General features: G+C 60.5%; 33 protein-coding genes. 19 read left to right on the top strand and 14 right to left on the bottom strand.

Annotated features, from left to right (window positions below; all coding sequences use genetic code 11):
• From petA to zapE, 4 genes are all read right to left on the bottom strand, one after another.
• Entirely contained in the window at positions 1-591 is a 591-nt protein-coding gene (gene petA, locus I6L48_RS05915) for a ubiquinol-cytochrome c reductase iron-sulfur subunit (protein ID WP_010675854.1), read from the bottom strand.
• 299 nt (positions 592-890) lie between these two features.
• Positions 891-1,283: a 30S ribosomal protein S9 gene (gene rpsI / locus I6L48_RS05910; RefSeq protein ID WP_005336286.1), complete on the bottom strand. Its 393-nt coding sequence runs from the start codon at positions 1,281-1,283 to the stop codon at positions 891-893.
• A gap of 14 nt (positions 1,284-1,297) precedes the next feature.
• Positions 1,298-1,726, bottom strand: coding sequence for a 50S ribosomal protein L13 (rplM, locus tag I6L48_RS05905; RefSeq protein WP_005336289.1), 429 nt, complete (start codon positions 1,724-1,726; stop codon positions 1,298-1,300).
• 266 nt (positions 1,727-1,992) lie between these two features.
• Positions 1,993-3,087, bottom strand: a complete 1,095-nt coding sequence (gene zapE / locus I6L48_RS05900) for a cell division protein ZapE (protein ID WP_216987868.1) — start codon at positions 3,085-3,087, stop codon at positions 1,993-1,995.
• Positions 3,088-3,226: 139 nt separating this feature from the next.
• Between zapE and I6L48_RS05895 the strand changes: the two genes are divergently transcribed.
• From I6L48_RS05895 to I6L48_RS05840, 12 genes are all read left to right on the top strand, one after another.
• Positions 3,227-3,607: a YhcB family protein gene (locus I6L48_RS05895; RefSeq protein ID WP_010675856.1), complete on the top strand. Its 381-nt coding sequence runs from the start codon at positions 3,227-3,229 to the stop codon at positions 3,605-3,607.
• Positions 3,608-3,688: 81 nt separating this feature from the next.
• On the top strand, positions 3,689-5,047 hold the full coding sequence (locus I6L48_RS05890) for a Do family serine endopeptidase (protein WP_042015057.1): 1,359 nt from the start codon (positions 3,689-3,691) through the stop codon (positions 5,045-5,047).
• Positions 5,048-5,136: 89 nt separating this feature from the next.
• The gene (gene degS, locus I6L48_RS05885) at positions 5,137-6,264 is read left to right on the top strand and encodes an outer membrane-stress sensor serine endopeptidase DegS (RefSeq protein ID WP_010675858.1); all 1,128 of its coding nucleotides are present in this window, start codon (positions 5,137-5,139) and stop codon (positions 6,262-6,264) included.
• Between the two features lie 307 nt (positions 6,265-6,571).
• Positions 6,572-6,934 carry a transcriptional regulator gene (locus I6L48_RS05880; protein WP_216987867.1) on the top strand — a complete coding sequence of 121 codons (363 nt, stop codon included), beginning with the start codon at positions 6,572-6,574 and terminating at the stop codon, positions 6,932-6,934.
• Positions 6,935-7,300, top strand: coding sequence for an SFCGS family glycine-rich protein (locus I6L48_RS05875; RefSeq protein ID WP_049637185.1), 366 nt, complete (start codon positions 6,935-6,937; stop codon positions 7,298-7,300). It abuts the gene before it with no gap.
• On the top strand, positions 7,300-7,596 hold the full coding sequence (locus I6L48_RS05870; RefSeq protein ID WP_041211841.1) for a DUF4312 family protein: 297 nt from the start codon (positions 7,300-7,302) through the stop codon (positions 7,594-7,596). Before I6L48_RS05875 ends, I6L48_RS05870 begins: the two co-directional genes overlap by 1 nt.
• Positions 7,597-7,621: 25 nt before the next feature.
• Positions 7,622-8,398: a DUF4311 domain-containing protein gene (locus I6L48_RS05865; protein WP_010675862.1), complete on the top strand. Its 777-nt coding sequence runs from the start codon at positions 7,622-7,624 to the stop codon at positions 8,396-8,398.
• Positions 8,399-8,409: 11 nt separating this feature from the next.
• Positions 8,410-9,060 carry a DUF4310 family protein gene (locus tag I6L48_RS05860; RefSeq protein ID WP_039040480.1) on the top strand — a complete coding sequence of 217 codons (651 nt, stop codon included), beginning with the start codon at positions 8,410-8,412 and terminating at the stop codon, positions 9,058-9,060.
• 142 nt (positions 9,061-9,202) lie between these two features.
• Complete coding sequence (locus I6L48_RS05855) at positions 9,203-10,342, top strand: amidohydrolase/deacetylase family metallohydrolase (protein WP_216987866.1); 1,140 nt, start codon at positions 9,203-9,205, stop codon at positions 10,340-10,342.
• On the top strand, positions 10,326-11,441 hold the full coding sequence (locus I6L48_RS05850; RefSeq protein WP_216987865.1) for a DgaE family pyridoxal phosphate-dependent ammonia lyase: 1,116 nt from the start codon (positions 10,326-10,328) through the stop codon (positions 11,439-11,441). Before I6L48_RS05855 ends, I6L48_RS05850 begins: the two co-directional genes overlap by 17 nt.
• Positions 11,441-12,181, top strand: a complete 741-nt coding sequence (locus I6L48_RS05845) for a KDGP aldolase family protein (protein WP_128271434.1) — start codon at positions 11,441-11,443, stop codon at positions 12,179-12,181. The genes I6L48_RS05850 and I6L48_RS05845 overlap by 1 nt, the downstream gene beginning before the upstream one ends.
• A gap of 103 nt (positions 12,182-12,284) precedes the next feature.
• Positions 12,285-14,189 (top strand): transcription antiterminator, encoded by a 1,905-nt coding sequence (locus tag I6L48_RS05840; RefSeq protein WP_216987864.1) that lies wholly within the window; start codon positions 12,285-12,287, stop codon positions 14,187-14,189.
• 15 nt (positions 14,190-14,204) lie between these two features.
• Here I6L48_RS05840 and npr read toward each other — a convergent pair whose 3' ends face one another.
• The 10 genes from npr to I6L48_RS05790 all read right to left on the bottom strand — a co-directional run bounded on the left by npr (position 14,205) and on the right by I6L48_RS05790 (position 21,016).
• Positions 14,205-14,477, bottom strand: coding sequence for a PTS phosphocarrier protein NPr (gene npr, locus I6L48_RS05835; RefSeq protein WP_010675868.1), 273 nt, complete (start codon positions 14,475-14,477; stop codon positions 14,205-14,207).
• Positions 14,478-14,497: 20 nt separating this feature from the next.
• Entirely contained in the window at positions 14,498-15,364 is an 867-nt protein-coding gene (gene rapZ / locus I6L48_RS05830) for an RNase adapter RapZ (RefSeq protein WP_010675869.1), read from the bottom strand.
• 40 nt (positions 15,365-15,404) lie between these two features.
• Positions 15,405-15,851: a PTS IIA-like nitrogen regulatory protein PtsN gene (gene ptsN / locus I6L48_RS05825; protein WP_010675870.1), complete on the bottom strand. Its 447-nt coding sequence runs from the start codon at positions 15,849-15,851 to the stop codon at positions 15,405-15,407.
• 2 nt (positions 15,852-15,853) lie between these two features.
• Positions 15,854-16,141 (bottom strand): ribosome hibernation promoting factor, encoded by a 288-nt coding sequence (gene hpf / locus I6L48_RS05820; protein ID WP_005305957.1) that lies wholly within the window; start codon positions 16,139-16,141, stop codon positions 15,854-15,856.
• Positions 16,142-16,161: 20 nt separating this feature from the next.
• Complete coding sequence (locus tag I6L48_RS05815; RefSeq protein WP_039040474.1) at positions 16,162-17,601, bottom strand: RNA polymerase factor sigma-54; 1,440 nt, start codon at positions 17,599-17,601, stop codon at positions 16,162-16,164.
• A gap of 65 nt (positions 17,602-17,666) precedes the next feature.
• On the bottom strand, positions 17,667-18,392 hold the full coding sequence (gene lptB, locus I6L48_RS05810; RefSeq protein WP_010675872.1) for an LPS export ABC transporter ATP-binding protein: 726 nt from the start codon (positions 18,390-18,392) through the stop codon (positions 17,667-17,669).
• Positions 18,393-18,404: 12 nt separating this feature from the next.
• Positions 18,405-18,923 carry a lipopolysaccharide transport periplasmic protein LptA gene (gene lptA / locus I6L48_RS05805; protein ID WP_010675873.1) on the bottom strand — a complete coding sequence of 173 codons (519 nt, stop codon included), beginning with the start codon at positions 18,921-18,923 and terminating at the stop codon, positions 18,405-18,407.
• On the bottom strand, positions 18,910-19,470 hold the full coding sequence (gene lptC, locus I6L48_RS05800; protein WP_039040473.1) for an LPS export ABC transporter periplasmic protein LptC: 561 nt from the start codon (positions 19,468-19,470) through the stop codon (positions 18,910-18,912). Before lptC ends, lptA begins: the two co-directional genes overlap by 14 nt.
• Complete coding sequence (kdsC, locus tag I6L48_RS05795; protein ID WP_042864828.1) at positions 19,467-20,021, bottom strand: 3-deoxy-manno-octulosonate-8-phosphatase KdsC; 555 nt, start codon at positions 20,019-20,021, stop codon at positions 19,467-19,469. Before kdsC ends, lptC begins: the two co-directional genes overlap by 4 nt.
• Positions 20,021-21,016: a KpsF/GutQ family sugar-phosphate isomerase gene (locus I6L48_RS05790; protein ID WP_029314845.1), complete on the bottom strand. Its 996-nt coding sequence runs from the start codon at positions 21,014-21,016 to the stop codon at positions 20,021-20,023. Before I6L48_RS05790 ends, kdsC begins: the two co-directional genes overlap by 1 nt.
• A gap of 206 nt (positions 21,017-21,222) precedes the next feature.
• Here I6L48_RS05790 and mlaF point away from each other — a divergent pair, with 206 nt between their 5' ends.
• The 7 genes from mlaF to murA are packed head-to-tail and all read left to right on the top strand — an operon-like array spanning position 21,223 to position 25,744.
• Entirely contained in the window at positions 21,223-22,023 is an 801-nt protein-coding gene (gene mlaF / locus I6L48_RS05785; protein WP_029314846.1) for a phospholipid ABC transporter ATP-binding protein MlaF, read from the top strand.
• Positions 22,023-22,802: a lipid asymmetry maintenance ABC transporter permease subunit MlaE gene (gene mlaE, locus I6L48_RS05780; RefSeq protein ID WP_010675878.1), complete on the top strand. Its 780-nt coding sequence runs from the start codon at positions 22,023-22,025 to the stop codon at positions 22,800-22,802. The genes mlaF and mlaE overlap by 1 nt, the downstream gene beginning before the upstream one ends.
• Before the next feature lie 7 nt (positions 22,803-22,809).
• Positions 22,810-23,307, top strand: a complete 498-nt coding sequence (gene mlaD / locus I6L48_RS05775) for an outer membrane lipid asymmetry maintenance protein MlaD (RefSeq protein WP_010675879.1) — start codon at positions 22,810-22,812, stop codon at positions 23,305-23,307.
• Positions 23,308-23,309: 2 nt separating this feature from the next.
• On the top strand, positions 23,310-23,942 hold the full coding sequence (mlaC, locus tag I6L48_RS05770; RefSeq protein ID WP_039040470.1) for a phospholipid-binding protein MlaC: 633 nt from the start codon (positions 23,310-23,312) through the stop codon (positions 23,940-23,942).
• Positions 23,939-24,211 (top strand): lipid asymmetry maintenance protein MlaB, encoded by a 273-nt coding sequence (locus I6L48_RS05765; RefSeq protein WP_010675881.1) that lies wholly within the window; start codon positions 23,939-23,941, stop codon positions 24,209-24,211. The genes mlaC and I6L48_RS05765 overlap by 4 nt, the downstream gene beginning before the upstream one ends.
• Positions 24,211-24,468, top strand: coding sequence for a BolA family iron metabolism protein IbaG (gene ibaG, locus I6L48_RS05760; protein WP_010675882.1), 258 nt, complete (start codon positions 24,211-24,213; stop codon positions 24,466-24,468). The genes I6L48_RS05765 and ibaG overlap by 1 nt, the downstream gene beginning before the upstream one ends.
• A 19-nt stretch (positions 24,469-24,487) precedes the next feature.
• A complete protein-coding gene (gene murA / locus I6L48_RS05755; RefSeq protein ID WP_039040468.1) occupies positions 24,488-25,744 on the top strand; it encodes a UDP-N-acetylglucosamine 1-carboxyvinyltransferase in 1,257 nt (418 codons plus the stop codon).
• The last annotated feature ends 9 nt before the right edge of the window (positions 25,745-25,753 follow it).

Genomic DNA, 25,753 nt, shown 5'->3' with positions numbered 1-25,753 from the left:
TCAGGCCTCCTTGCCATCGGCACCGACCAGAATGGTGGTGTCGCTAAGAAATTGGTATGGCGGAATGACCAGGTTCAGCGGTGCGGGGACGCCCTGGAACACTCGACCAGCCATGTCGAATTTGGAGCCATGGCAGGGGCAGAAGAAGCCGGAAGTTACCCCTTGAACCTGCTCGCCGAAGCTGTCGGGCAGATAGGAGGGGGAGCATCCCAGATGAGTGCAGATGCCAACGGCCACGAAGATTTCCGGTTTGATGGATCTGTAGCCATTGTGGGCATAGTCCGGTTGCTGTGGCTCGTCTGACGCAGGATCCCGCAGCTTGTCATCGTGTGCAGCCAGAGCATCCAGCGTCTGCTTGGTGCGCTTCACCACCCAGACCGGTTTACCACGCCACTCGACGCGGATTAGCTGACCCGGCTCCAGCTTGCTGATATCCACTTCAACCGGGGCGCCTGCCGCCTTGGCTTTGGCACTCGGATTCCATGACTTAATAAACGGCACTGCGGTAAAAGCAGCTCCTACACCGCCAACGGCAACCGTTGACCAGGTAAGAAATCTGCGGCGACCGGTATCAACTGGCGCATTGCTCATCCAAAAACTCTCCCATGTGGACTCCGCTCATTCTTATAGTGTCCCTGTTTACTTCTCCTCTCCCTCTGACAACTGCGATGGAAGCGGAGTGGCAATTGACACAGAAAGACCATGGAAATTTTAAAGAAAAGATAACAATTTGACAAGAAAGGGAGTCGATGGGCAAAAACAATAAATACACAATTTTTTGTCTTTTGTGACGTATGCTTAGCATTGTCACATGTAACATTACCAATAAAAAAAGCCTGGCAAATTGCCAGGCTTTTTTGACACTCCTGAGAGTGCGTACCAAAAGCGAATTAACGCTTGGAGTACTGCGGACGCTTACGCGCTTTGTGCAGACCGACTTTCTTACGCTCAACCTTACGGGCATCACGAGTAACAAAGCCAGCTTTACGCAGTTCGGAACGCAGGGTCTCGTCGTACTGCATCAGAGCACGAGTGATACCGTGGCGGATCGCACCAGCTTGACCGGAGATGCCACCACCGTTAACGGTGATGTACAGATCCAGTTTCTCGGTCATCTCGACCAGTTCCAGCGGCTGACGAACTACCATGCGGGCAGTCGGACGGCCGAAGTATTGCTCCAGGGAGCGCTGGTTGATTACGATTTTACCGCTACCCGCTTTGATGAATACGCGAGCAGTGGAGCTTTTGCGACGGCCGGTACCGTAGTATTGATTTTCTGCCATGTTGCCAGTTCCCGTTAGATATCCAGTACTTGAGGTTGCTGAGCAGCATGAGCGTGCTCTGCGCCTGCGTAAACTTTCAGCTTACGGAACATGGCACGGCCCAGCGGACCCTTCGGCAGCATGCCCTTGACGGCAGCTTCGATTACCATTTCCGGCTTACGCTGAATCAGCTTGTCGAAGCTGATGGACTTGATACCACCCGGGAAACCGGAGTGAGCGTGGTACATTTTGTCGGTAAATTTCTTACCGGTTACGTGTACCTTCTCAGCGTTTACAACGATGATGTAGTCACCGGTGTCAACGTGCGGAGTGTACTCGGCTTTGTGCTTACCACGCAGACGAGCAGCGATCTCGGTTGCGATACGACCCAGAGTTTTACCTTCTGCGTCCACAATGTACCAGTCACGTTTTACGGTTTCTGGCTTGGCAACGAAAGTTTTCATTAAGTTAAACCCAATTACCTGTTACAGACCCAATTGCTTATGGGGGCTCTCCCACAAACAACAAACGATGGCCTACCTGTACCCCTTCGAATACAAGTAAAGCTTAAAGTGTTGCTGTCTTATCGACAGCTGTAACGTGGGCCGGGCGATTATAAGTGAAGTTGCCTTAAATATCACCTGCTAATTTCACTGCCATGAAGCTAGCAAATGTCGCCCGGCCCTACCTGCCGCAGATGCCCATCCGACTGGCAGGCGCGGTATTGTGACTAAGGAAGGTGCACTCTGGCAAGGTATTCGTGCGATTGCATCTCCTGAAGCCGTGAAAGGCAACGCTTGAATTCGAAATTCAGCAAGCCTTCGCCATAGAGCCCGGTCATGGGGACCGCCGCCGATATGATGAGCTTGACGTGCCGTTCATAAAACTCGTCCACCATGGCGATGAAGCGGCGGGCCGCGTCATCCGTGCCGCTGCCCATGGGTTGCACATTGGCCAGCAGGACAGTGTGGAACTCACGGGCCAGTTCGATGTAGTCGCCCTGGGAGCGTGGAGTACAGCACAGCTGTTCAAATTCCATATAAAGCACCCCTTCCCCCACGCCCAGTGCACTCAGTTGGCGATGGTTGATTTCCAGTGCGGCGGCAGTCACCGGCCCAATCCCGGTCAACTGGCTGAAATAACGATCCAGGTTGCTCCTGGCCTGTTCATCCAGCGGGAAGTGATAGATCTCTGCCTGTTCAAGGGTTCGCAGCCGGTAATCGACACCGCCATCGACATTGATCACCTCGCAGTGACGCTCGATAAGCGCGATGGCCGGCAGGAAGCGAGCACGCTGCAACCCGTTGCGGTAGAGACCCTGAGGGGGGATGTTGGATGTGGCCACCAGCACCACGCCATGGCCAAAGAGTTCCTGGAACAGAGTGCCGAGCAGCATGGCATCCGTGATATCCGAGACGAAAAACTCGTCGAAGCAGATGACGTCGGTCTCGTCGGCCAGCTTGCGGGCGATTAGCTTGAGCGGATCGGACTGACCGGTCAGCCCTTTGAGCTCGTCGTGCACCCGGTGCATGAAACGGTGGAAGTGGATGCGCAGTTTGCGCCCCCCCGGCAGGCTCTCAAAAAAAGTATCCATCAGCCAGGTCTTGCCTCTGCCCACACCGCCCCACATATATAACCCCTGGACGGGGTCACGGGTTTTCGGCTTTTGCAGCCAACCTAGCAGGCCACGGGATCTGGTCGGAGTCGGGCTTGCGCACAGATCCTGATAGAGTCGCTCCAGGCGGGCGACTGCCATGGCCTGGGCCGGATCGGCCACAAAGCCGGGGCGCTGCAAATCCTGCTGATATTTTTGCTGCGGGGTCATCCTGTAAACCGCCTCCAAGTCCCTGAATGAGGGACAAAATAGTATCACGCTCTCAGGGGGCACGGTATAGTGCCAACGAGGCGTTGCGGTCCATCCGACCGCTTCAAATTCATCGTGTTAGCTGTAACAAGGAGCTTCTATGACTCTGTTTAACGGGATCCTGCTGGCGATCGCCGCCCTGATCATCGGCGTGCTGATCGGCCGCTTCTCTGTCCGTAGCCGGGATGCCGGACGCCTGGAACAGGAGCTGAAAAAAGCCCACAAGGAGCTGGAAAGCTACCAGGGGCAGATCACCACCCACTTCGCCGACAGCGCCGCCCTGATGGAGCAACTGGCCGAACAGTACCAGACCCTTTATCGCCACATGGCGGAACAGAGCAAGTTCCTGGCCAAGGTACAGGAACCACTGTTCCGCGAACCCGAAGTGGAAGAAACAGGCGATGCCGCCAACAGCGAGGAGCCGGGCCTTCCTCCCCGCGATTACGCCGGTGCGTCCGGCCTGCTCAAGCAGCCGGGCTGATCGTCGGTTGAACTAATTACGCTTTATCGTGGTCAGACCTTGACGATTGCACTGCAACTTTTTCTGGGAGCTGTTTCTCATATGCGTAAATCTCTTTCTGTATTCAGTGTCTTAGCCCTCAGTGTCGGTATCGCCATGTCCTCAGCACCGGCGCAGGCCGCACTGCCCCTGATGGCGAACAACCAGGAGATGCCGAGCCTGGCCCCCGTCCTCGAGCAGGTGACCCCTGCCGTGGTCAACATCTCCGTCTCTGGCAAGAAGATCACCCGCCAGCGCCTGCCGGAACAATTCCGCTTCTTCTTCGGCCCCAACATGCCTGACGAGCAGGTGAGCGAGCAGCCCTTCCAGGCGCTTGGTTCCGGCGTCATCATCGATGCCAAGAAAGGCTACGTGATCACCAACGCCCACGTGGTCCACGAGGCGGACGAGATCAAGGTCAACCTGAAGGATGGCCGTGAGTATGCGGCCAAGAAAATAGGGGAAGACAAACAGTCGGATATCGCCCTGCTGCAAATCAAGGCCGAGGATCTGGTGCAGATCAAGTTCGCCGACTCCGACGAGCTGAGAGTCGGTGACTACGCGCTGGCCATCGGCAACCCGTTCGGCCTGGGCCAGACCGTCACCTCCGGCATTGTCAGCGCCCTGGGTCGCAGCGGCCTCAACATCGAAAATCTGGAGAACTTCATCCAGACCGATGCGGCCATCAACTCCGGCAACTCGGGCGGCGCCCTGCTCAACCTGCGCGGGGAGCTGATCGGCATCAACACCGCCATCCTGGGCCCCAACGGCGGCAACATCGGCATCGGCTTTGCCATCCCGTCCAACATGGTGCGCGATCTCTCCGAGCAGATCGTGAAATACGGCGAAGTGCGCCGTGGCCAGCTGGGGATTACCGGCACCGAGCTCACCAGCGAAATCGCCAAGACCTTCGGCTACAACAAGAAGGACGGCGCCTTCGTCAACCAGGTCATGCCTGACTCCGCCGCCGCCAAGGCAGGCATCAAGGCAGGCGACATCATCATCAGCATCGATGGCAAGCCCATCCGCTCCTTCGGCGAGCTGCGTGCCAAGATCGCCACCATGGGGGCCGACAAGCAGGTCTCGCTCGGCCTCATCCGTGACGGCAAGGAGCAGACCGTCAAGGTCACCCTGAAGAAAGCGGATGACAGCGAGATCCTGGCCAGCGCCCTGCATCCGGCACTGGAAGGGGCCAAGCTGAGCACAACCACGGACCCCGTGACCGGCGTGGCCGTCTCCGACATCGATCCCCGCTCACCGGCAGCCGCCTCCGGCCTGCAAAAGGGCGACATCATCATCGGGGTCAACCGCCAGCGCATCAACTCCATGGGTGAACTGACCAAGGTGTTGAAAAACAAGCCGGAAGTCCTGGCGCTGAACATCCAGCGCGGTGACTCCTCGCTCTATTTGGTGATCCGTTAAGCCCCTCACACCCGCGGCAACCGCCGCGGGTGATTTTTATCCATCGATAATGTTATTCTCTGCCCGCAGCCTGTACGGACGAGAAAGACATGAAAATCCCACCTCTGATCAGCTACTTGGGCAAGTCCGTCGGCTTTGGCCTCGCCATGGCTGCGCTTTTGTTGCTGGTGTTCCCCAATTTTCGTGGCGGCGCCCCCCTGCCGGGCCTCATCACCAATGCCCGCGAGCTGAGCTTCTCCTACGCAGCCCATCGCGCCGGCCCTGCCGTCGTCAACATCTACACCCGCAGCTTCGCCGGTAATCGCGGTGAAAAAGCCGAACTCAGACCCCAGGGGCTGGGGTCCGGCGTCATCATGAACCAGCGCGGTCACGTGCTCACCAACTATCACGTCATCGCCGATGCGGACCAGATCATCGTCGCCCTGCAAGATGGTCGGGTATTCAGTGCAGAGCTGGTCGGCACCGACAAACTGACCGATCTGGCGGTGCTCTACATCGAATCGGACAACCTGCCGGTGATCCCTCAGGACCCGGATCGTCTGCCGGACGTGGGAGACGTGGTGCTCGCCATCGGTAACCCCTACAACGTCGGCCAGACCATCACCCAGGGCATCATCAGCGCCACCGGGCGTATCGGCCTCTCCAGCATGGGGCCGGACAGCAATGGCAGACAGGATCTGCTGCAAACCGATGCCGCCATCAACGAGGGCAACTCCGGAGGCGCCCTGGTCAATGGCCGTGGCGATCTGGTGGGTATCAATACCGCCGCCTACCACCTCAACGGCAATCAGGAGAGCTATGGCATCAGTTTTGCCATCCCCTACAAGCTGGCCAAGCGCATCATGGACGAGCTGATCGCCAACGGCCGGGTCATCCGCGGCTACCTAGGCATCTCCAGCGTCGAGATCAATCCCATCGTCGCGCGCATGCTGAACCTGGGGGACTTGCAGGGGTTGGTGGTGGAGAGCCTGGATCCCAATGGCCCAGCCACCAAGGCCGGTCTCAAACGTGGGGATGTGCTGCTCAAGATCAACGGAGAGGCCATCACCGGCGTGCGTCCCGTCATGGACAAGATCGTCGAGAGCCGCCCCGGCACCAAGCTCACCATCTCGGTAATCCGCAACGGCAAGCCGCTGGACGTCGATGTCATCATCGAAGAGGACCTGCGCTACCAGAATCAGACCCTGCCGACCAGCAGTGCGGCACCCGCCACCTGAGAGGCGGATCCTCGCAGGGCCCGACAGGGCCCTTTTTCGTGCCCGCTTTCCTCCGGCCCCGCTTGTGCGTGAGACAGCTCACATATTGCGCCAATAAACGATCGGGCGAAGGTGCCGTCAAAACGCGCCACCGATCACACTCCCTTGCCGCCAGTCCGCTCCTTTCCTCTTCTTGATCGCCAAAAGGGCTTCTTTTGATGCCTTTCCCTCCGGATTTCCACTTCGAATCGGAAAAAACCTGCCTCCTCCCGCACTCTCCTCCGCTTTATGGTGATCCCATCCTTTCTGCCAGCCTGGAGAGCAGACCTTGAACACCGACACCCATGACGCCCCCCTGACCCCGGACAGCCCGGCACTGCTGCGCAAGACCGACCTGACCCTGGCCCGCATTCACAACCTGCTGGCGGATCAGGGCATACGCCCCAACGACGTGCAGCAGCAGATGCTGGCCTCCCACGTCAAGGCCATGGTGTGGCGCTCCTACAGCGGGGAATCCCTGCCGGAGGTCGACCTCAGCCTGTTCGAGGAGATCTCCCCCCTTTCCCTGCGCCTGGCCGAACAGGCCGTCGCCTGGCTCGACCGCCTCGCCTACGAGGAGGCGCACCTCTTGTCCGTCCATTTTGAAGTGGCCAAAGAAAACGAACTCAGCTCAGTAAAAGGAGAACGCTAAATGACTGCCATCAAACTCGTGATTGGAGATCGTCTCGGCAAGGGTCAGAAAGTGGGGGCAGGCGCAGAAGCCGCCGGCGCCACCGTGACCGTCATCCCCGGCATGGCCGCCGACATGAAGCTCGGTGATGTGATGAACAAGGAGCAGGCCGACCTTGGCATCTCCTTCTGCGGCAGCGGTGGCGCGGGCGCCATCACGGCCCAGACCAAGTACGGCTACAAGTGCCGCTACGGCATGCGATCCATCGAAGAGGGTGTCACCGCCATCAACGAGGGGTGCGTGGTACTGGGCTTCGGCTTCATGGACAAGGAAGAGCTGGGCCAGAAGCTGATCGAAGCCTTCGCCAAGAAACACGGGCGCACCTGATGAAAGAGCACTTCACCACCCGGATCACGGTCAACGGCAAGGGGGCGACTCGCCAGCAGGCGTTCGCCGCCGCCCTCAGCCAGGTGCAACCCAGCCTGCTCAAGGAGAGCCCCAAGGTGATGCTGCGCATCGAACCCCTCGAGGTCGAGGTGCTCGAGGCCGAGGAGTCGGTACGGGTGGAGAAGTTCCTGTTCTTCTTCCTGCCACGCCAGCGCCACGAGTTCCGGGTCCGGCTGGCGATCACCGTCAAGGTCACCAGCCTGGATGTCGACAAGGTGGATTTCACCCGGGCCTGACCCCACAACCAAAAGGACAAGTTGGATGTTTCTAATCATTTTGATGAAGTCACTCATCATCGGCGGCCTGGTAGGCGTCGGGGTGGGGGCTGGCGCGGCGCGGATGTTCCACGCCCCGACCGTGCAGGGGATGGGCGCGTTCCGTACCCTGGGCGAGCTCAACTCCTGCGAAGGGGACCCCGCCTCCCACTTCTCGTTCGGTCTTGGCTTCTTCTTCAACGCCTGGGCCTCCACGGTCGCGGCCGGCGCCTTCACCCAGGACGTGGATCACCGCATCCTGCCAAACTGGGGCGCGGCAGCCCTCATGATCAAGAACCGGGATCTCGCCACCACCCTGCATGACCCGAAGAAGATGGCCATCGCCTGCGGCATCATTGGTGCCATCGTCGTCGCCTTCCTCAACAGCACGGCCGCCGCCGTGCCAGCCGCCCTGCAGGTCACCGCGGTCAAGGTACTGGTGCCCGCCGCCAACCTGCTGGTCAATACCGTCATGCCGGTGATCTTCTGGCTGGCCGCCATCGAGGCAGGCAAGAAGTCCGGCTTCTGGGCCACCATCTTCGGCGGTCTGGCCCAGCTCATCATGGGCAACGCGGTACCGGGCCTGGTGCTTGGCATCCTGATCGGCAAGGGGGTGGAAGAGAGCGGCTGGAACCACGTCACCAAGGTGATGATGAGTGCCATCGTCCTGCTGTTCGTGCTGAGCGGCTTCTTCCGCGGCTTTGACATGAAACTCATTGAATCCTTCCACCTGGGCGTTCCCCTGTGGCTGGAAAACGTCCACAACCTCATGAGCGGCAAATAAGGAAGCACACCATGGATGAGAAACTGAGAAACAACTTCTGGTATGCCGACTGGTCCTTCCCCATCTTTGTCGGTCTGCTCTCTTCCGGCGTCTTCGCCGGTACCCACATGTTCTACCTCTACGGGGTCGGCGCCTTCAACGAGGTGGCCTTCGTCGCCATGCTGAAAGCCGGCATGGACACGGGAGCCTATGGTGCAGTCGCCGCCTTCGGTGCCAGCTTCCTGTTCGCCCGCATCATCGAGGGCTCCCTGGTGGGGATCCTCGACATCGGCGGCGCCATCCAGACCGGAGTCGGCCTCGGGGTGCCCGCCCTGCTGCTGGGGGCCGGCATCGTCTATCCGGTGGAAAATTTCACCGCTTCCCTGATCACCGGCATGGGGATTGGGATGGCCATCGGCTACGTGATCATCCTGGCGCGCAAGTTCACCATCAACCAGAGCAACTCCACCTACGGCGCAGACGTCATGATGGGGGCTGGCAACAGCTCGGGCCGCTTCCTCGGTCCCCTCATCATCCTCTCCGCCATGGGCGCCTCCATTCCCATCGGGATAGGCTCCCTGCTGGGTGCGCTGCTGTTCTACATCTGGGAGAAGCCCATCACGGGCGGCGCCATTCTGGGGGCCATGCTGTTCGGGACCGTCTTCCCCATCGCCCTGGCTTAATCCAAGGCCGTCTCTTGGACGGCATTCAAGAACCTGTTTGCGATCTGTCGCGAGAGGTCGTCAGCAAGGTGAAGAGCAGCACATGAGCCTTGGAAGCGGTCTCGCAGTAAGAGCGCAAGCAGGTTACAAGAGGGATATCAGCATGTACGACATGATCATCAGGGCGGGACGCCTGGGAAACGGGCAGCTTGTCGACGTCGCCATCAAGCATGGCAAGATAGCGGCGCTGGGTTCGCTGCCAGAAAGCTCGGAGGCGAAGCAAACCCTCACTCTGGGCGGGCAGGTCCATGTGAGCGCCGGCTGGATTGACGGCCACACCCACTGCTACCCCGCCTCCCCCCTCTATCACGATGAGCCGGACAAGGTGGGGGTGGCGTCCGGCGTCACCACCGTCATCGACGCCGGCAGTACCGGGGCCGACGACGTGGACGACTTCCAGCGTCTCGCCGCCGGCTGCAAGACCCGGGTGCACGCCCTGCTCAACATCTCCCGCATCGGCCTGCTGCGCCAGAACGAACTGGCGGATCCGGCAGACATCGATCCCGCCCTCGCCCAGGCGGCCATCCGGCGCCATCCCGGCTTCATCGTCGGCATCAAGGCGCGTATGAGCGGCAGCGTGGTGGGTGAAAGCGGTCTGCACCCCCTGCGCATGGCCAAGCAGATCCAGCAGGCCAATGGCAACCTGCCACTGATGGTGCACGTGGGCAACACGCCGCCGGATCTGGACGAGATCGTCGCCCTGCTGGGGGAGGGCGATCTGCTGACCCACTGCTTCAACGGCAAGCCCAACCGCATCCTGACCCCGGCGGGTGAGCTGCGCCAGGCGGTGCGCGAGGCGATGCGGCGGGGACTCTTGCTCGACATCGGCCATGGCGGTGCCAGCTTCAGCTTCGAGGTGGCGGAGCTGGCCATTGCCCAGGGCATCCTGCCCCACACCATCAGTTCAGACATCTACTGCAAGAACCGCATCAAGGGGCCCGTCTACAGCCTTGCCCACGTGATGTCGAAGTTCTTCGCCATCGGCATGACCCTGGAGCAGGTGCTCGCCTGCGTCACTCACCAGGCCGCCGATGCCCTGCGCCTGCCCGGCAAGGGGCGGCTCGAGGTGGGCGCCGATGCAGACATCACCCTGTTCGAGGTGAGCTGCGGCCCCGCTCTCTTTACCGATACCGAGGCCGGCACCCGCAACGGTGACCGGCAACTGCTCCCTCTCGCCGCCCTGGTGGGCGGCGAACTGGTTCTGACTCACTACGGGAAATCACACCATGCCTTCTGTGTATGAGAAATACCGGCTCAAACCGGTGATCAACGCCTCCGGGCGCATGACCATCCTCGGCGTCTCCACCCCCGAGCAGGAGGTGGTCGATGCGGTCAACTTCGGCCTCGGCCACTACTTCGAGGTGAAGGATCTGGTCAACAAGACCGGCGCCTACCTGGCCGATCTGCTGGGCGTTGAAGATGCGGTTGTGGTCTCCTGCGCCAGCGCCGGCATCGCCCAGTCGGTGGCCGCCGTGATCGTGCGCGGCGACCCCTATCGCCTCGAGCAGTTGCATGCTCATGCCCACGACGTGCCGAGCGACATCGTGCTGCCCAAGGGCCACAACGTGAACTTTGGTGCCCCCGTCGGCACCATGGTCAACCTGGGGGGCGGCAGGGTGGTGGAGGCAGGCTACGCCAACGAGTGCTCACCCGCCCAGCTGGCCGCCGCCATCCATGCCAATACCGCCGCCATCCTCTACATCAAGTCCCACCACTGCGTACAGAAGAGCATTCTGTCGGTGACCGAGGCGGCCGAGGTGGCCAAGGCCCACGGGATCCCGCTCATCGTCGATGCAGCGGCCGAAGAGGATCTGCGTCTCTACTACAACCAGGGTGCGGATCTGGTCATCTACAGCGGCGCCAAGGCCATCGAAGGGCCCACCAGCGGCCTGGTACTCGGCAGACGTCAGTATGTGGAGTGGGTCAAGCAGCAGGCTGGCGGCATAGGCCGTGCCATGAAGGTGGGCAAGGAGGGGATCCTCGGCCTGACCCACGCCATCGAGCGCTACCTGGCCAAAGAGAAGGAGAGCGGCACCGCCATGGTCGCCAAGATGACCCCCTTCATCGAGCGCCTCAACCAGCTGCCCGGCGTCACCGCCAAGGTGGTGTGGGACAGCGCGGGGCGCGACATCGCCCGCACCGACATCGCCTTCGACCACCAGCAGATCGGCATGACCACGGTGGAAGTGGTCTCCCGTCTGCAACAGGGTACCCCCGCCATCTACTGCCGCGGCTACAAGGCCAACGAGGGGCACATCGAGATAGACGTGCGCAGCGTCACCCTGCCCCAGCTCGACCAGATCCACTCCGCCATTGCCCACCTCGTTCAGGAGAACAACTGATGTCTCTTACCCCCAATTACTACAGCGATCGGGTCTGCCTCAACGTGCTGGCAGGTTCCAAAGAGAATGCCGTCGACATTTATGAGGCTGCCGAGGGCCACGTCCTGGTCGGTGTGCTCTCCAAGAACTACCCGGACATTCCCTCTGCCGTCGCCGACATGGAGGCCTACGCCAAGCTTATCGACAACGCCCTCTCCATCGGGCTGGGAGCCGGTGATCCGCGCCAGTCCGCCATGGTGGCCGAGCTGGCCCGCCAGTTGCAGCCCCAGCACGTCAATCAGGTGTTCACCGGGGTCGGGGCCAGCCGGGCGCTGCTCGGTCAAGCTGACACCCTGGTCAATGGCCTTGTCTCCCCCACCGGCACCCCCGGCATGGTGAAGATCTCCACTGGCCCCCTCAGTAGTCAGCAGCCCGATGGCATCGTCCCCATCGATACCGCCATTGCCCTGCTCAAGGACATGGGGGGCAGCTCGGTCAAGTTCTTCCCCATGGGGGGACTCGCCTGCCGCGCCGAGTATCAGGCTGTGGCCGAGGCCTGTGCCCGCCACGGTTTCTGGCTGGAGCCCACCGGCGGTATCGATCTTGAGAACTTCGAGGAGATAGTGCGGATCGCGCTGGAGGCAGGAGTCGAGAAGGTGATCCCCCATGTCTACAGCTCCATCATCGACAGCGAGAGCGGCCAGACCCGGCCGGAGGATGTGCGTACCCTCCTCGCCATGGTGAAGGCACTGCTGGCATAACAACCCCACAGGCACCGGTCCGATCACTGGGCGGTGCCTGGCTTGTTAATGACCCCCTTGTTAACATCGACCCACCATGCACGACAGGAGTCCCCACCCCCTCATGACCAAGCTGCCCCACCCCAGACTCCAGCAACTGCTCGCCCTGCTTCACGCGGAGCCCCTGCCACAGGAGGAGCTGGCCCGCCGTCTCAATGTTTCCACCCGCACGGTGCGCACCGACGTGGCGACCCTGAACGAGCTCATCGCCACCCGGGGCGCCCACCTGATCCATCAGCGGGGCAGCGGTTACCAGCTCAAGATTTACAATCAGGGACTGTTCGATGCGCTGCTGGCCGCCCAGGGGCAGGAGAGCCCTCTGCCTCGCACCAGCCGCGAGCGGGTGCTGCACCTCCAGGTCTTGCTGCTGACGGCGGAACAGGGGATCAAGCTCGACGAGCTGGCGGATACCTGGTATCTGAGCCGGGCGGCTTTGCAAGGGGACATGACGGAGGTGCGGGAGCGGCTCGCCCACTTCGGGCTCACCATCGACAGCAAACCCAGAGTGGGGATGCGCATTGCGGGAAGCGAGCTGGCGATCCGCGCCTGCCTCACCCAACTGCTCTGCCAGGAGCTGCTGCACCAGCATCCGCTCCAGAGCCTGTTGCCCACCCTCTGCCCCAGCAAGACGCTGGAGGTAGTGGGCAACCACATTCACGAGCAACTCGGTCGCCATCAGCTGCGCCTGGCCGACGAGAGCCTGCAGCAAGTCACCGTCTACTGTGCCGTCGCACTGCTTCGCCAGGCGTCTGGCCACGAGTTGCGCCAGTTTGCCTGCGACGACATCACCCCGCCCCTGGCAGTGGTGGCCCGCGACATCTATGCCGAGCTGCCGACCCTGACTTCACCGAGGCAGGAAGAGATCGCCTGTCTCGCCATCCAGATCCAGGCTCGCCTCACTGCAGAGACGCCCCTGCTCAGCCCGGCCATGGCGGCCGAGAGCGAGCAGCTGACGGCGCACCTGCTGGGTTACATCCACCAGCACTACCCCTATGACCTGCGCGGCGACCCGCAATTGCGAGCCGACCTGCAGACCCACATCGGCGCCATGCTGCTGCGGGTCAAATACCAGATTGGTAGCCACAATCCCCTGGCGGACCACATCAAGCAGTATTACCCCCTCGCCTACGACATCACCCTGGCGGCCATCTCTGAGTGGATCAGGCACACCCCCTACCGATTGACCCACCACGAGATCGGCTACCTGGTGATCCACATCGGAGTCGGCCTGGAGCGCCACTACGACATCGGTTACGCCCGGCGCCCCCAGGCGCTGCTGCTGTGCGATGCGGGCAACGCCACCTTCCGGGTGCTGGAAGCACGCATCCGGCGGGAATACCCCCAACTGCAGCTGACCACGCTGGAGTCGGTGCGGGACTATGAAGGACTGGTGCGAGTCGAGCAGGATTTCGTCATCAGCACCCTCAAGGTGAGCGAGAAGAATGCTCCCGTGGTACAGGTCTCCCCCTTCCCGACTCAGTACCAGCTGGAGCAGCTCGGCAAGCTGGTGCTCGTCGATCGCACCCGTCCCTATCTGCTCGACAAGTATTTCGATGCCGACCACTTCATGGTGCTTGATGAACCCATCAGCCAGGGGGTGCTGTTTGATCGCATCTGCAGCCAGCTTGAGGCGGAGGATCTGGTGGAGAGCGGATTCCGGGGATCCTTGCAGGAGCGGGAGCGGATCGTCTCCACCCTGCTGGGGGACGGCATCGCTCTGCCCCACTCCCTCGGCCTGCTGGCGCGCCGCACCCTGGTCTATACCGTGCTGGCCCCCCAGGGGATCGACTGGGGCAACGGCGAGAGCGCTACCCTCATCTTCGTGCTGGCCATCGCCAAGGCGGATTATGAGGAAGCCATGGGACTTTATGATCTGTTTCTGGCACTGATGAACGAAAAAGCCAGCAGAAGTCTGCTGGCTTGTCGGGATTTTGCCGCTTTCAAGGCGCTGGCTCGCAGCGCACCTTGAGCACGCCGAGGCGTATTACTCCTCATTGAAGCCCGAGGTGAACAGCGCCACCACGGCGGCCAGGGCCTCCACCTCTTCGGGGCCCTCCACCTGCACCTCCACCTGTTTGCCCTGGGCGGAGTCCAACATCAGCAGGCCGATCACGCTGTCCGCGTCGGCCTCGACCCCCTCTTCGTTGCGCAGCAACACGTGGGCATCGAACCCCTGCACCAGCTCGAACAGCATCATGGCCGGTCGGGCGTGAATGCCTAACTTGTTTTTGACTTCTACCGAGGCGGAAACGGTCATCTGAGCATCCTGTGGATCTGTCAGGCGGGGTTTGAACGCTTGTCCAACGTGCGATGGCGGATCTGCACGTTCTTGCCAAGCAACCGGAATGCGCTGGCCAGCCGCTCGGCGATGAACACCGAGCGGTGTTGTCCGCCGGTACAGCCGATCCCGACGGTCACATAGCTGCGATTGTTGCGCTCCAGGTGGGGCAACCAGGTCCCCAGCATATTCTCGATCTGCTGGATGAACAGCATGACATCCGGCTGGCTGGAGAGGTAGTTGGCCACGGGCTCATCCTTGCCGGTGAAGGGCTTGAGCTCCGGGATCCAGTGCGGGTTGGGCAGGAAACGGGCGTCGAACACGAAGTCCGCATCCTTGGGAATGCCGTACTTGAAGCCGAATGACTCGAACACCAGCACCAGCTCGTTCTCTTTCTTGCCGAGCACCCGGGTTTTGATGAGCTCGCTGAGATCGTGAATGCTGAGGTTGGTGGTGTCGATGCGCAGGTCGGCGGTCGAGGAGAGCGGTGCCAGCAGGTGGGTCTCTTCCCGGATCGCCTCGTCCAGCGAAAGCTTGTTGCGGGACAGAGGGTGCAGACGGCGGCTCTCACCGTAGCGTTTGAGCAGGGTCGCGTTGTCCGCATCGAAGAAGAAGCTCGAGAACTTGACTCGCCCCTCGTTGCGCACCTGGCTCAGCAGGTTCTCCAGCCTGTCTGCCTGGGCAGGAAGGTTGCGCACGTCGATGCTGACAGCCAGCTTGTCATACTGGCTCTCCACCGACACGATCAACTGGGGCAGCAGGTTGACCGGCAGGTTGTCCACGCAGTAGTACCCGAGATCCTCGAGCACCCTCAGGGCCACCGTCTTGCCGGAGCCCGAACGACCGCTTACTACTATTAACTGCATCTTGTCCCCTCACGCCAACGTGGCTGTGTCAGACCCGGCCTCAGGCCGACGTCATGATCTGATAGAGTTCTTCGTCGCTGGTCGCCTGGCGCAGCTGGCGGCAGACGGCCTTGTCACCCAGTTTGGATGCCATCAGGGAAAGAGTCTTGAGGTGCTGCTTGCACTCGCTTTCCGGCACCAGCAATGCAAAGAGCAGGTCAACCGGTTGATTGTCGATAGAATCGAAAGGGATGGGCTCGGAGAAGGTCATCAACACGGCGGTCGGCGCGAAGGCGTCGTCAATCCGGCCGTGGGGGATGGCGATACCGGCTCCGATCCCGGTACTACCCATCTTTTCTCGCGCCAGCAGACTTTCAAACAGGACCTGGCGGGAAGCGCCGAGGCGCTCTGCGGCCAGTTCACTGATGATCTCGAGCGCGCGTTTCTTGCTGGTACAAGGGACCGCACTCTTGGTGCAGTCCCGACTCAGTATGTGTTCAAGTTGCATAGTTATTTTTGATTTAACTTATCTTTGTGCTTGATGATCTGCCGATCCAGTTTATCCAGCAGGGTATCAATCGCCGCATACATGTCGGCATGCTGCGAATTGGCGAACACCTCTCCCCCGCTGACATGCAGCTTGGCTTCGGCGATCTGGTTCAGTTTTTCGACGCTCAACACCACGTGTACGTTGTTGATATGGTCAAAGTGACGCTCGAGTTTGGCAAATTTGTTGTTCACATAATCACGCAGAGCTTCGGTAATCTCGACATGGTGTCCGGTCAGGTTAATTTGCATAACGTCTTCCTTTTGTTTGCCTAAACCAGGCGTTTGCGCTGATTGGATGGCGGGATCAACAAGGATTCACGGTACTTTGCGATCGTGCGTCTCGCCACCATAATACCCTGTTCGGCCAGCAAATCCGCGATCTTGCTATCACTAAGCGGCTTGGCGGGGTTTTCCGCCGTCACCAGCTTCTTGATCAGGGCGCGAATAGCGGTCGATGAGCACTCTCCTCCTCCCTCCGTATTGACGTGACTGGAGAAAAAAAACTTCAGTTCAAAAATGCCGCGGGGCGTATGCATGTACTTCTGGGTCGTGACCCGTGAAATGGTCGACTCATGCATCTCCACCGCTTCCGCGATGTCGTTGAGTACCATGGGTTTCATGGCCTCTTCGCCGTACTCGAAAAAGCCCTGCTGCTGCTCGACGATGCAGCTGGCCACCTTGAGCAGGGTGTCGTTACGACTCTCCAGGCTCTTGATGAACCACTTGGCCTCCTGCAAATGAGAACGGATGAACTGGGTATCCGTGCTGCTGCGAGCATTGCGCGCCATGGCCGCATAGGCCTCGTTGACACGGATGCGCGGAGCAGAATCCGGATTGAGTTCAACCACCCACTTGCTGCCCTTCTTGACCACGGACACATCCGGGATCACGTACTGGGATTCACTCTGGATGATGCCGTTGCCGGGTCTGGGCTCCAGTTGCTGGATGAGATCCAGCACCTCCTTGAGATCGCTCTCCTTGAGGCGGGTCTTGCGAGCCAGGGTGCGGTAGTCGCGATTGCCGAGCAGGTCCATGTGTTCGCGGATCACCTCTCTGGCTTCGTCGAGCCAGGGCAGGTCCGGCGAATACTGGCCGAGCTGGATCAGCAGACACTCTTGCACCGAACGGGCGGCGATGCCGACCGGATCGAAATGCTGCACCCGCTTGAGCACGGCTTCGATCTCATCCAGTTCGACTTCTACCTCCTCGCTGCTGACTGCAGCCTGAATATCCTCGAGGGTGGCAGTCAGATACCCGGATTCGTCGATGGCATCGATGATGGCAAGCGCGATGGCAGCATCCACATCACTGAACGGGGTGAGCCGCATCTGCCACAGCAGGTAGTCCTGCAGGTTCTCGGTGGTCTCCCCCTGATAGACGCTGTCTTCCCCGTCATGGATGGGGCCTGCGCTCTGGGCCGTACCGGCCGAGTAGACCTCGTCCCAGGTGGTGTCCACCGGCAGTTCATCCGGCATGCTCTCCTGGGCCATGGCATCGCTGGAGTCGAGTTGACTGGCGTCCTGTGTCTCTGTCTGACTGGTTTCCTGCGCCTCGTTCTCCTCTTGCTCCAGCAAGGGGTTGTTGTCGAGCGCTTGCTGAATTTCCTGCTGGAGTTCCAGGGTGGAGAGCTGGAGCAGACGAATCGCTTGTTGTAATTGTGGCGTCATGGTCAGGGACTGACCGAGACGCAACTGTAATGTCGGCTTCATCTACGTCGGGATATCCTTATGTTCAGCGAGGCAGTCACCTAACAAAAATGAGGGGTGCCCCCTTACTATAGACTGAATTGATCGCCCAAATAGACGCGCTTGACCTGCTCATCGGCGAGGATATCAGCCGGCGCGCCCTCGGCAATCATCTTGCCGTGGCTGACGATGTAGGCCTTCTCGCACACATCCAGCGTCTCTCTGACGTTGTGGTCCGTTATCAGCACACCCAACCCGCGTTCTTTCAGATGCTGGATGATCTTTTTGATATCGATGACTGAAATAGGATCAACACCTGCGAAAGGCTCATCGAGCAGAATGAATCTCGGCTCTGCCGCCAGCGCCCGGGCGATTTCCACCCGGCGCCGCTCCCCACCCGAGAGGCTCTGGCCCAGGCTGTCACGGATATGGGTGATATTGAACTCTTCCAGCAACTGTTCGACCTTATCCTCACGCTCTTCGCGGCTCAACCCCTTGCGGGTCTGCATGACCCCCATCAAGTTGTCGAACACCGACAGGCGCCGGAAGATGGAGGCCTCCTGAGGCAGATAGCCGATGCCATTGCGGGCACGGATATGCATGGGCTGCAGGCTGATGTCCTGCTCGTCGATGGTGATGAGGCCGGCATCCCGCTGCACCAGGCCCACGATCATGTAGAAGGAGGTCGTCTTGCCCGCGCCGTTCGGGCCGAGCAGGCCCACGATCTGGCCCGTTCCCACCTCCAGGCTCACATCGCTGACCACCATGCGGCGCTTGTAGCTCTTTTGCAGACCCGTTGCTTTTAACACTGCCATGGCTGTTGTTTCCTACTTCTTCTGATCGGCGGGTTTGTCAAAGTTCTCCACCTGATCCGGCAGGAACACCGTCTTGACGCGCTGGGTGGGCCCCTTGCTCTCGGCAATCATCTTCTGCTTGACGATGTCGTAGCGAATGAGATCGCCGGTCACCTGGCTGTCTTCCTGCTTGAGCTGGCCATTGCCGGTGATGGTTACCAGTCGGTTCTTAAGCTCGTAGCGGATGCTGTTGCCATGGGCATTGACCGGTTTGCCGTTGTCCAGCACCTGGAAGAAGGTGGCTGGGTTGCCATACGCGGTCATCACCTCGGCGCCCTTGTCGCCGGAGCGGATCACCACCACCTTGTCGGCCTTAATCTTGATGGTGCCCTGGGTGATGATGACATCCTCGCTGAAGGTGATGCGGTTGTCCTGCATCTCGGCCACCTGCTTGACCGCATCCACATAGACCTTCTCGGCAAAGTCGGACTCTTTGGCATTCAGAGAACCGCACAGCAACAGGGCCGTGAGGGCCAGATTAACGTTTTTCATTGAAATAAGTGGCATGGCCTTTATCCAGTAACTCGAAATATTTACGTTCCAGGTGACCCTTGAGGCCAACGCCCTCGGTCTGGAACTCCTGGCCCACAATGCTGATGTGCTGGTTGCTTCTCATCCCCTGCGTCACCAGATCCAGCTCCAGATAGGAGGTATCCAGTGTGGAGATGAAGGAGGCGGGAAGCAGACCGTCCAGATGCACCTTGTCACGGAGGATCACATTGTCATCGGTGTTGAGCACCCCGGTTTCGGCCGTCAGCTTCCATTCGGCCGCGCCCTTGTCATCGAACATGTAGACCACCGGCTTGGTGAAAGTGGCCTGCTCGAGCACCTGGTAGTACTCCGCATATTCGGATTCCAGCCGCTCGGTGCGCTTGCCCTGCTCGTTGAAGCGGGTCGTCACCAACTCTCTGGCGGTGAAGTCCGGTTGAAAATTTTCCGTCTTGGTGGTCGGCTCGGGGACCAGCTCGATCTCCCCCAGCTGCCAGGCCGCCAGCGCAGCCAGAAACAGCAGGCCGAACAGCACAGTCTGTTTGTTCATCGCGACGCCTCGGGTTGATAGTCAGCCAATCCCTGGGCCTGCAAGATCAGGTCGCACACCTCGCGCACGGCCCCGACGCCACCGCCAAGCCGCGTCACCAGATCCGCCTTCGCCAGCACAAGCGGATGGGCGTCGGCAACGGCGATACCCAGGCCGCAAGCCTGCATCACCGGCAGATCGATGGTGTCATCTCCCATATAGGCGGCTTGCGATGCATCCAGCCCGAGCTTGGTCAGCAAGGCCTCGAAGTGGGGCAGCTTTTTGTCTGCACCCTGCACCAGGTGCTGAACTCCCAGACTCTTCATGCGATCGCTGACGATGCGGGAGTTTCGCCCCGTGATGATGGCAATCTCGATGCCCGCATTGAGCAGGGCACGCATGCCGGCACCGTCACGGGTGCAGAAGGTCTTCAGCTCTTCGCCGTTATTGCCCATATAGATGAAGCCGTTGGAGAGCACCCCATCCACATCGCACACCAGCAGGCGGATCTGCGCCGCCTTCTCGTACTGGCTGCGCGTCACCGGACCATAGAGGGTCGGTACGTCTTGCATCAAATTACTCCGGCTTTCAGCAGGTCATGCATGTTGAAGGCACCCAGCGGGTGTCTCTCTCCATCCACAACCAACAACCCGTTGATTTTCCTGGTTTCCATCAGCTTGACGGCCTCGGCCGCCATCATCTCAGGCCCTACGGTAACACAGTTCACCGTCATGACGCGGCTGATGGGGGTGTGATGGATGTCCACCTGCAGGTCCAGAATGCGGCGCAGGTCACCATCGGTGAACAGACCGGCAAGCAGCCCTTGATCGTCCACCACCGCCGTCATGCCGAGCCCCTTGCGGCTCACTTCCAGCAGCGCCTGGCTGATGGTGGCATCTATCCCCACCTTGGGCAACAGCTCGCCGCTGTGCATCAGATCGCCCACTCGCAACAGCAACCGCTTGCCGAGGGACCCGCCCGGATGCGACAGCGCAAAGTCATCGGCGGTGAAGCCACGGGCCTCCAGCAGGGCCACGGCCAGCGCGTCCCCCATCACCAGGGTGGCTGTAGTGCTGGATGTCGGGGCCAGACCGAGGGGGCAGGCCTCTTTCTCCACCTTGATGCACAGGTGCACGTTGGCCTCTTTCGCCATGGTGGAAGCCGGATTGCCTGTCATGCAGATGAGTGGAATACCGCGGCGCTTGAGCACCGGCAGCAGGGCCAGGATCTCGTCGCTCTCGCCGGAGTTGGAAATGGCGATGATGAGATCCCCGGCTGAGATCATGCCGAGATCCCCGTGGCTCGCCTCGCCCGGGTGCAGGAAGAAGGCGGGCGTTCCCGTGCTGGCCAGGGTTGCGGCAATCTTGTTGCCGATATGACCCGACTTGCCCATGCCGGTCACCACTATCTTGCCGCCACAGCGCAGCACCATCTCGCAGGCGCGCTCGAACGCCTCGTCAAGGTACTGGTAGAGTCCATCAATGGCTTGTTTTTCTATGTCCAGCACCGCTCGGGCGCTGCGACGGAAATCGAACAATTCAGACACTTTTTCAGGCTTTACAGACATAAAGGCACAGCTCCGGGCCGAAATTTGCTGCGGGATTATAAAAAAGTCTGCCGAGATAAGCGAATCGGATGCGGAATGGGCGGTCATTGACGCAGGTTGTTACATAAAACTGTCGCGTACTTGGGGGGGAAACCCGCTCAATAGTTGTTCCTCGCTGTTGCTTAGACCTAGACTAGCCCATAAAATTCGCTCTTCATTTATACCGGATGGACAATTGTTTGAACGATGACCTGATCACCATCTCCGACCTGACCTTCAGTCACGGGGATCGGCTGCTGTACGACAGGATCAACCTGACCATTCCCCGTGGCAAGGTCACCGCCGTCATGGGTCCGAGCGGGATCGGCAAGACCACCTTGCTTCGCCTGATCGGGGGCCAGCTCAAGCCTGAGTCCGGTCACATTCTGTTTGACGGGGAAGACGTTCCCACGCTCTCCCGTTCACGCCTGTATGAAGTGCGGAAACGGATGAGCATGCTGTTCCAGAGTGGCGCATTGTTCACCGGCATGACCGTCTTCGACAACGTGGCCTTCCCGCTGCGGGAGCACTCCGGCCTGCCGGAAGAGCTGATCCGCACCATCGTCATGATGAAACTGCAGGCTGTCGGTCTGCGCGGGGCGGCCAAGCTGATGCCGTCCGAGCTCTCCGGTGGCATGGCGCGTCGCGCGGCCCTGGCGAGATCCATCGCGCTGGATCCGGATCTTATCATGTATGACGAGCCCTTCGTAGGGCAGGACCCCATCACCATGGCGGTGCTGGTGAAGCTCATCAAGGAGCTCAACGATGCCCTCGGCATCACCTCCGTCATCGTCACCCACGACGTGAAGGAGGTGCTGAGCATCGCCGACTACGCCTACATCATCGCCAACCGCAAGGTAGTGGCACACGGCACACCGGAGCAGCTGCGCGAGGAGCACAATCCCGAAGTCGAGCAGTTCCTCAAGGGATTGCCCGACGGTCCTGTTCCGTTTCATTTTCCGGCAGGTGACCTGCTACAGGATCTGTGATGTTGACAAGTCAGATAAGCAAGCTGGGCCGCAGCGGTGTGCGTTTCATCAACGCCGTCGGCCGGGCAACCATCATGCTGTTTCATGCACTGGCAGGACGGCCCCAGCCACGCAAGCACTTCCCGCTGCTGGTGCAGCAACTGTATGTGGTGGGAGTGCAATCCGTCGCCATCATACTGGTGTCCGGCCTCTTCATCGGCATGGTGCTCTCCCTGCAGGGTTACAACGTATTGAAGGATTTCGGCGCAGAGCAGAGCCTGGGGCCTCTGGTTTCCCTCTCCCTGCTCCGTGAGCTGGGCCCTGTGGTCACAGCCCTGCTGTTCGCCGGTCGTGCGGGCTCCGCCCTCACCGCCGAGATCGGCCTGATGAAGGCCACCGAGCAGCTCTCCAGCCTGGAGATGATGGCGGTCGATCCGCTGCGTCGGGTCGTGGCGCCCCGCTTCTGGGCCGGGGTCATCAGCATGCCGCTGCTGGCCTTCATGTTCAGCCTGATCGGCATCTTTGGCGGCAAGCTGGTTGGTGTCGACTGGCTGGGGGTGGACGAAGGCAGTTTCTGGTCCGCCATGCAGGCCTCCGTCGACTGGCAGGACGACATCATGCAGGGCGCCATCAAGAGCCTGATCTTCGCCCTGGTGGTGACCTGGATAGCGCTCTTCAACGGCTATGATGCCAAACCGACCTCGGCCGGGATCAGTCAGGCGACGACCCGTACCGTGGTTCACTCATCCCTGGCCGTGCTCGGTCTGGATTTTATACTCACCGCAGTCATGTTTGGATAAGGGAAAGATGAAGTTCAGCAAAGTAGAATTTCTGGTTGGCGCCTTCATGCTGGCTGGCATCGCGGCCATTCTGGCATTGGCACTGCAAGTGGCGGGATTGAGTTTCAAACCGGAAGGAGAAACCTATACCCTGCGCGCCCATTTCGATAATATCGGCGGCCTGAAAGTACGCTCGCCGGTCAAGGTCGGCGGCGTCGTCGTCGGTCGTGTCAGCGACATCACCCTGGATCCCAAGAGCCAGGTCCCCATCGTTTCCCTGCAGATGCAGAAGAGTGCCGGCGAGTTCTCCGAGACCAGCACCCTCTCCATCCTGACTTCTGGCCTGCTCGGTGAGCAGTACATCGGTCTGGCACCGGGGTTCAGCGATGAGGAGATGGGCACCAGCATGCTCAAGGATGGCGACATGATCGAAGACACCAAGTCCGCCATCGTGCTGGAAGATCTGATTGGCAAGTTCCTCTACAGCCAGTCCTCTCCGGCCAACACACCCGCAACCAAGGAGTAACCATGTTCAAGAAGATCGCCCTGATGCTGGGTCTGATGACCAGCATGCTGTTCTCCCTCGTCGCCCGTGCGGATGTCAATACTTCGGACCCCTATGCCCTCGTGGATCAGGCCGCCCAGCAGACCTTTGCCCGCCTGAAAGCCGATCAGGCCCAGGTGAAGAGCAACCCCGATCACCTGCGCGTCATCATCCGCGAGGAGCTGCTGCCCTACGTGGACAACCGCTTCGCCGCCTACAAGGTGCTCGGCAACCAGATCAAACAGACGACCCCTGCCCAGCGTGACGCCTTTGTGGACGTCTTCACCGAGTACATGGTGAGCTCCTACGCGGACGCACTGGCCCACTTTGACAAGCAGACCGTCAAGGTCCAGCCCGGCAAAGCCGCCGAGAGCAACATCACCGCCGTCAACGTCAGCGTGAAAGAGGCCGGCAAGCCGGACATCTTCCTCGAGTTCAAGCTGCGCAAGAACAACAAGACCGGCGAGTGGAAAGCCTTCGACATGGTTGCCGAAGGGATCAGCCTGCTCTCTGCCAAGCAGAACGAGCTGGGCGGCCTTATTCGCCAGAACGGCATCGATGCGGTGATCGCCCAGCTGCGTGAACACAACGCCAAGCCGCTGGTGATCAAGTCATGATCCTGAGCGGTGACTTGCAGGCCCCGCAGGTCAACGATCTGTGGCAACGCCGCGCCGACTGGTGGCAGGACGATCGGCTCGAACTCGGTGCCGTCACTACCCTGGATTCCGCCGGCCTTGCCCTGCTGGTCAAGTGGGCCAAGGCGGCACTGGCACGGGGTGCCACTCCGACACTGGTGGGTGCCTCCAACGATTTCCATACGCTGGCCAACCTCTACGGGGTGGCCAGCCTCTTTCATTCAACCCCGCTCACAACTGAGGACTCATAATGCAAGTCTCTGAAATTGAAGCGATACTCCTCGAGGCTTTGCCATTGTCCGAAGTCCATGTCAAAGGGGACGGCAGTCACTACCAGGTGATCGCCGTCGGCGACATGTTTGACGGCATGAGCCGGGTCAAGAAACAACAGGCCATCTATGCCCCGCTGATGGACAAGATCGCCACCAATGAGATCCACGCTCTCTCCATCAAGGCCTATACCGACGCCGAGTGGAAACGCGAGCGTAAATTCCAGCTGCCCTCCTGATTTGGTAAAGAAGTAAACCATGGACAAATTCAAGATCACCGGCCCCTGCACCCTCTCCGGTGAAGTGACCATCTCCGGCGCCAAGAATGCCGCCCTGCCCATCCTGTTTGCCACCCTGCTGTGTGACGAAGAGGTTCAACTCTCCAACGTACCGCGCCTGAAAGACGTGGGTACCACCCTCAAGCTGCTGGAGATGCTGGGCGCCACCACCAAGGTCAACGGCAATGTGACCGTGCTGACCGGTGCGGTAAACAATCATGTCGCCCCCTACGAGCTGGTGAAGACCATGCGAGCCTCCATCCTGGCCCTGGGCCCGCTGGCAGCCCGCTTCGGTGCAGCAGACGTCTCCCTGCCCGGCGGCTGTGCCATCGGTGCCCGCCCGGTCAACCTGCATGTCCACGGCCTGGAGCTGATGGGCGCGAAGATCGTCATCGAAGAGGGCTACATCAAAGCCCGCGTCGACGGCCGCCTGAAAGGTGCCCACATCCTGATGGACATGGTTTCCGTGACCGGTACCGAGAACCTGATGATGGCCGCCACCCTGGCTGACGGTCGCACCGTGATCGAAAACGCCGCCCGTGAGCCCGAGGTGGTCGATCTGGCCAACTTCCTCAACGCGCTGGGCGCCAAGATCCAGGGCGCCGGCACCGATACCCTGACCATCGACGGCGTAGAACGTCTGCACGGTGGCAGCTACAGCGTGCAGCCCGATCGCATCGAGACCGGCACCTTCCTGGTGGGCGCCGCCGTGACCGGTGGCAAGATCACCTGCCGCAACACCGACCCCAGCCTGCTGGAAGCCGTACTGGTCAAATTGGAAGAGGCTGGCGCCCTGATTGAAAAGGGTGACGACTGGATCACCCTCGACATGACAGGTCGCACCCTGAAACCTGTCACCATCAAGACCGCCCCCTACCCGGCGTTCCCGACCGACATGCAGGCACAGTTCACCGTGCTGAACGCGGTCGCCCAGGGCACCGGCATGGTCACCGAGACCATCTTCGAGAACCGCTTCATGCACGTGCCCGAGCTGGTTCGGATGGGTGCCGACATCGAACTGCAGGGCAATGTGGCCATCTGCCGCGACACCCAGCAGCTCAAGGGTGCCCAGGTGATGGCGACCGATCTGCGCGCCTCCGCCAGCCTGGTGCTGGCCGGCTTCGTGGCCGAAGGGGCCACCATCGTCGATCGCATCTATCACATCGACCGTGGCTACGAAGACATCGAGCACAAGCTGCAAGGCCTGGGTGGTCGCATCGAGCGCATCAAGGAATAAGCTGGCTTC

The sequence above is a fragment of the Aeromonas sp. FDAARGOS 1418 genome (genome assembly GCF_019048585.1).
In the GTDB taxonomy this organism is placed as follows: Bacteria; Pseudomonadota; Gammaproteobacteria; order Enterobacterales; family Aeromonadaceae; genus Aeromonas; species Aeromonas caviae.
Note: the sequence above shows the minus strand (reverse complement) of the source record. Positions and strands in the feature narration are given on the sequence as shown.

Excerpts from the sequence above, each read along its gene's own strand:
- mlaD (WP_010675879.1), top strand. The coding sequence starts at position 22,810 with ATGAAGTTCAGCAAAGTAGAATTTCTGGTTGGCGCCTTCATGCTGGCT.
- I6L48_RS05890 (WP_042015057.1), top strand. The coding sequence starts at position 3,689 with ATGCGTAAATCTCTTTCTGTATTCAGTGTCTTAGCCCTCAGTGTCGGT.
- I6L48_RS05865 (WP_010675862.1), top strand. The coding sequence starts at position 7,622 with ATGTTTCTAATCATTTTGATGAAGTCACTCATCATCGGCGGCCTGGTA.
- rpsI (WP_005336286.1), bottom strand. The coding sequence starts at position 1,283 with ATGGCAGAAAATCAATACTACGGTACCGGCCGTCGCAAAAGCTCCACT.
- I6L48_RS05815 (WP_039040474.1), bottom strand. The coding sequence starts at position 17,601 with ATGAAGCCGACATTACAGTTGCGTCTCGGTCAGTCCCTGACCATGACG.
- I6L48_RS05790 (WP_029314845.1), bottom strand. The coding sequence starts at position 21,016 with ATGTCTGTAAAGCCTGAAAAAGTGTCTGAATTGTTCGATTTCCGTCGC.
- rplM (WP_005336289.1), bottom strand. The coding sequence starts at position 1,726 with ATGAAAACTTTCGTTGCCAAGCCAGAAACCGTAAAACGTGACTGGTAC.
- lptC (WP_039040473.1), bottom strand. The coding sequence starts at position 19,470 with ATGAACAAACAGACTGTGCTGTTCGGCCTGCTGTTTCTGGCTGCGCTG.
- I6L48_RS05845 (WP_128271434.1), top strand. The coding sequence starts at position 11,441 with ATGTCTCTTACCCCCAATTACTACAGCGATCGGGTCTGCCTCAACGTG.
- kdsC (WP_042864828.1), bottom strand. The coding sequence starts at position 20,021 with ATGCAAGACGTACCGACCCTCTATGGTCCGGTGACGCGCAGCCAGTAC.
- lptB (WP_010675872.1), bottom strand. The coding sequence starts at position 18,392 with ATGGCAGTGTTAAAAGCAACGGGTCTGCAAAAGAGCTACAAGCGCCGC.
- hpf (WP_005305957.1), bottom strand. The coding sequence starts at position 16,141 with ATGCAAATTAACCTGACCGGACACCATGTCGAGATTACCGAAGCTCTG.
- I6L48_RS05860 (WP_039040480.1), top strand. The coding sequence starts at position 8,410 with ATGGATGAGAAACTGAGAAACAACTTCTGGTATGCCGACTGGTCCTTC.
- ptsN (WP_010675870.1), bottom strand. The coding sequence starts at position 15,851 with ATGCAACTTGAACACATACTGAGTCGGGACTGCACCAAGAGTGCGGTC.
- degS (WP_010675858.1), top strand. The coding sequence starts at position 5,137 with ATGAAAATCCCACCTCTGATCAGCTACTTGGGCAAGTCCGTCGGCTTT.
- rapZ (WP_010675869.1), bottom strand. The coding sequence starts at position 15,364 with ATGCAGTTAATAGTAGTAAGCGGTCGTTCGGGCTCCGGCAAGACGGTG.
- mlaF (WP_029314846.1), top strand. The coding sequence starts at position 21,223 with ATGGACAATTGTTTGAACGATGACCTGATCACCATCTCCGACCTGACC.
- I6L48_RS05895 (WP_010675856.1), top strand. The coding sequence starts at position 3,227 with ATGACTCTGTTTAACGGGATCCTGCTGGCGATCGCCGCCCTGATCATC.
- zapE (WP_216987868.1), bottom strand. The coding sequence starts at position 3,087 with ATGACCCCGCAGCAAAAATATCAGCAGGATTTGCAGCGCCCCGGCTTT.
- I6L48_RS05875 (WP_049637185.1), top strand. The coding sequence starts at position 6,935 with ATGACTGCCATCAAACTCGTGATTGGAGATCGTCTCGGCAAGGGTCAG.
- mlaC (WP_039040470.1), top strand. The coding sequence starts at position 23,310 with ATGTTCAAGAAGATCGCCCTGATGCTGGGTCTGATGACCAGCATGCTG.
- I6L48_RS05765 (WP_010675881.1), top strand. The coding sequence starts at position 23,939 with ATGATCCTGAGCGGTGACTTGCAGGCCCCGCAGGTCAACGATCTGTGG.
- petA (WP_010675854.1), bottom strand. The coding sequence starts at position 591 with ATGAGCAATGCGCCAGTTGATACCGGTCGCCGCAGATTTCTTACCTGG.
- lptA (WP_010675873.1), bottom strand. The coding sequence starts at position 18,923 with ATGAAAAACGTTAATCTGGCCCTCACGGCCCTGTTGCTGTGCGGTTCT.
- I6L48_RS05840 (WP_216987864.1), top strand. The coding sequence starts at position 12,285 with ATGACCAAGCTGCCCCACCCCAGACTCCAGCAACTGCTCGCCCTGCTT.
- ibaG (WP_010675882.1), top strand. The coding sequence starts at position 24,211 with ATGCAAGTCTCTGAAATTGAAGCGATACTCCTCGAGGCTTTGCCATTG.
- I6L48_RS05855 (WP_216987866.1), top strand. The coding sequence starts at position 9,203 with ATGTACGACATGATCATCAGGGCGGGACGCCTGGGAAACGGGCAGCTT.
- mlaE (WP_010675878.1), top strand. The coding sequence starts at position 22,023 with ATGTTGACAAGTCAGATAAGCAAGCTGGGCCGCAGCGGTGTGCGTTTC.
- npr (WP_010675868.1), bottom strand. The coding sequence starts at position 14,477 with ATGACCGTTTCCGCCTCGGTAGAAGTCAAAAACAAGTTAGGCATTCAC.
- I6L48_RS05850 (WP_216987865.1), top strand. The coding sequence starts at position 10,326 with ATGCCTTCTGTGTATGAGAAATACCGGCTCAAACCGGTGATCAACGCC.
- murA (WP_039040468.1), top strand. The coding sequence starts at position 24,488 with ATGGACAAATTCAAGATCACCGGCCCCTGCACCCTCTCCGGTGAAGTG.
- I6L48_RS05870 (WP_041211841.1), top strand. The coding sequence starts at position 7,300 with ATGAAAGAGCACTTCACCACCCGGATCACGGTCAACGGCAAGGGGGCG.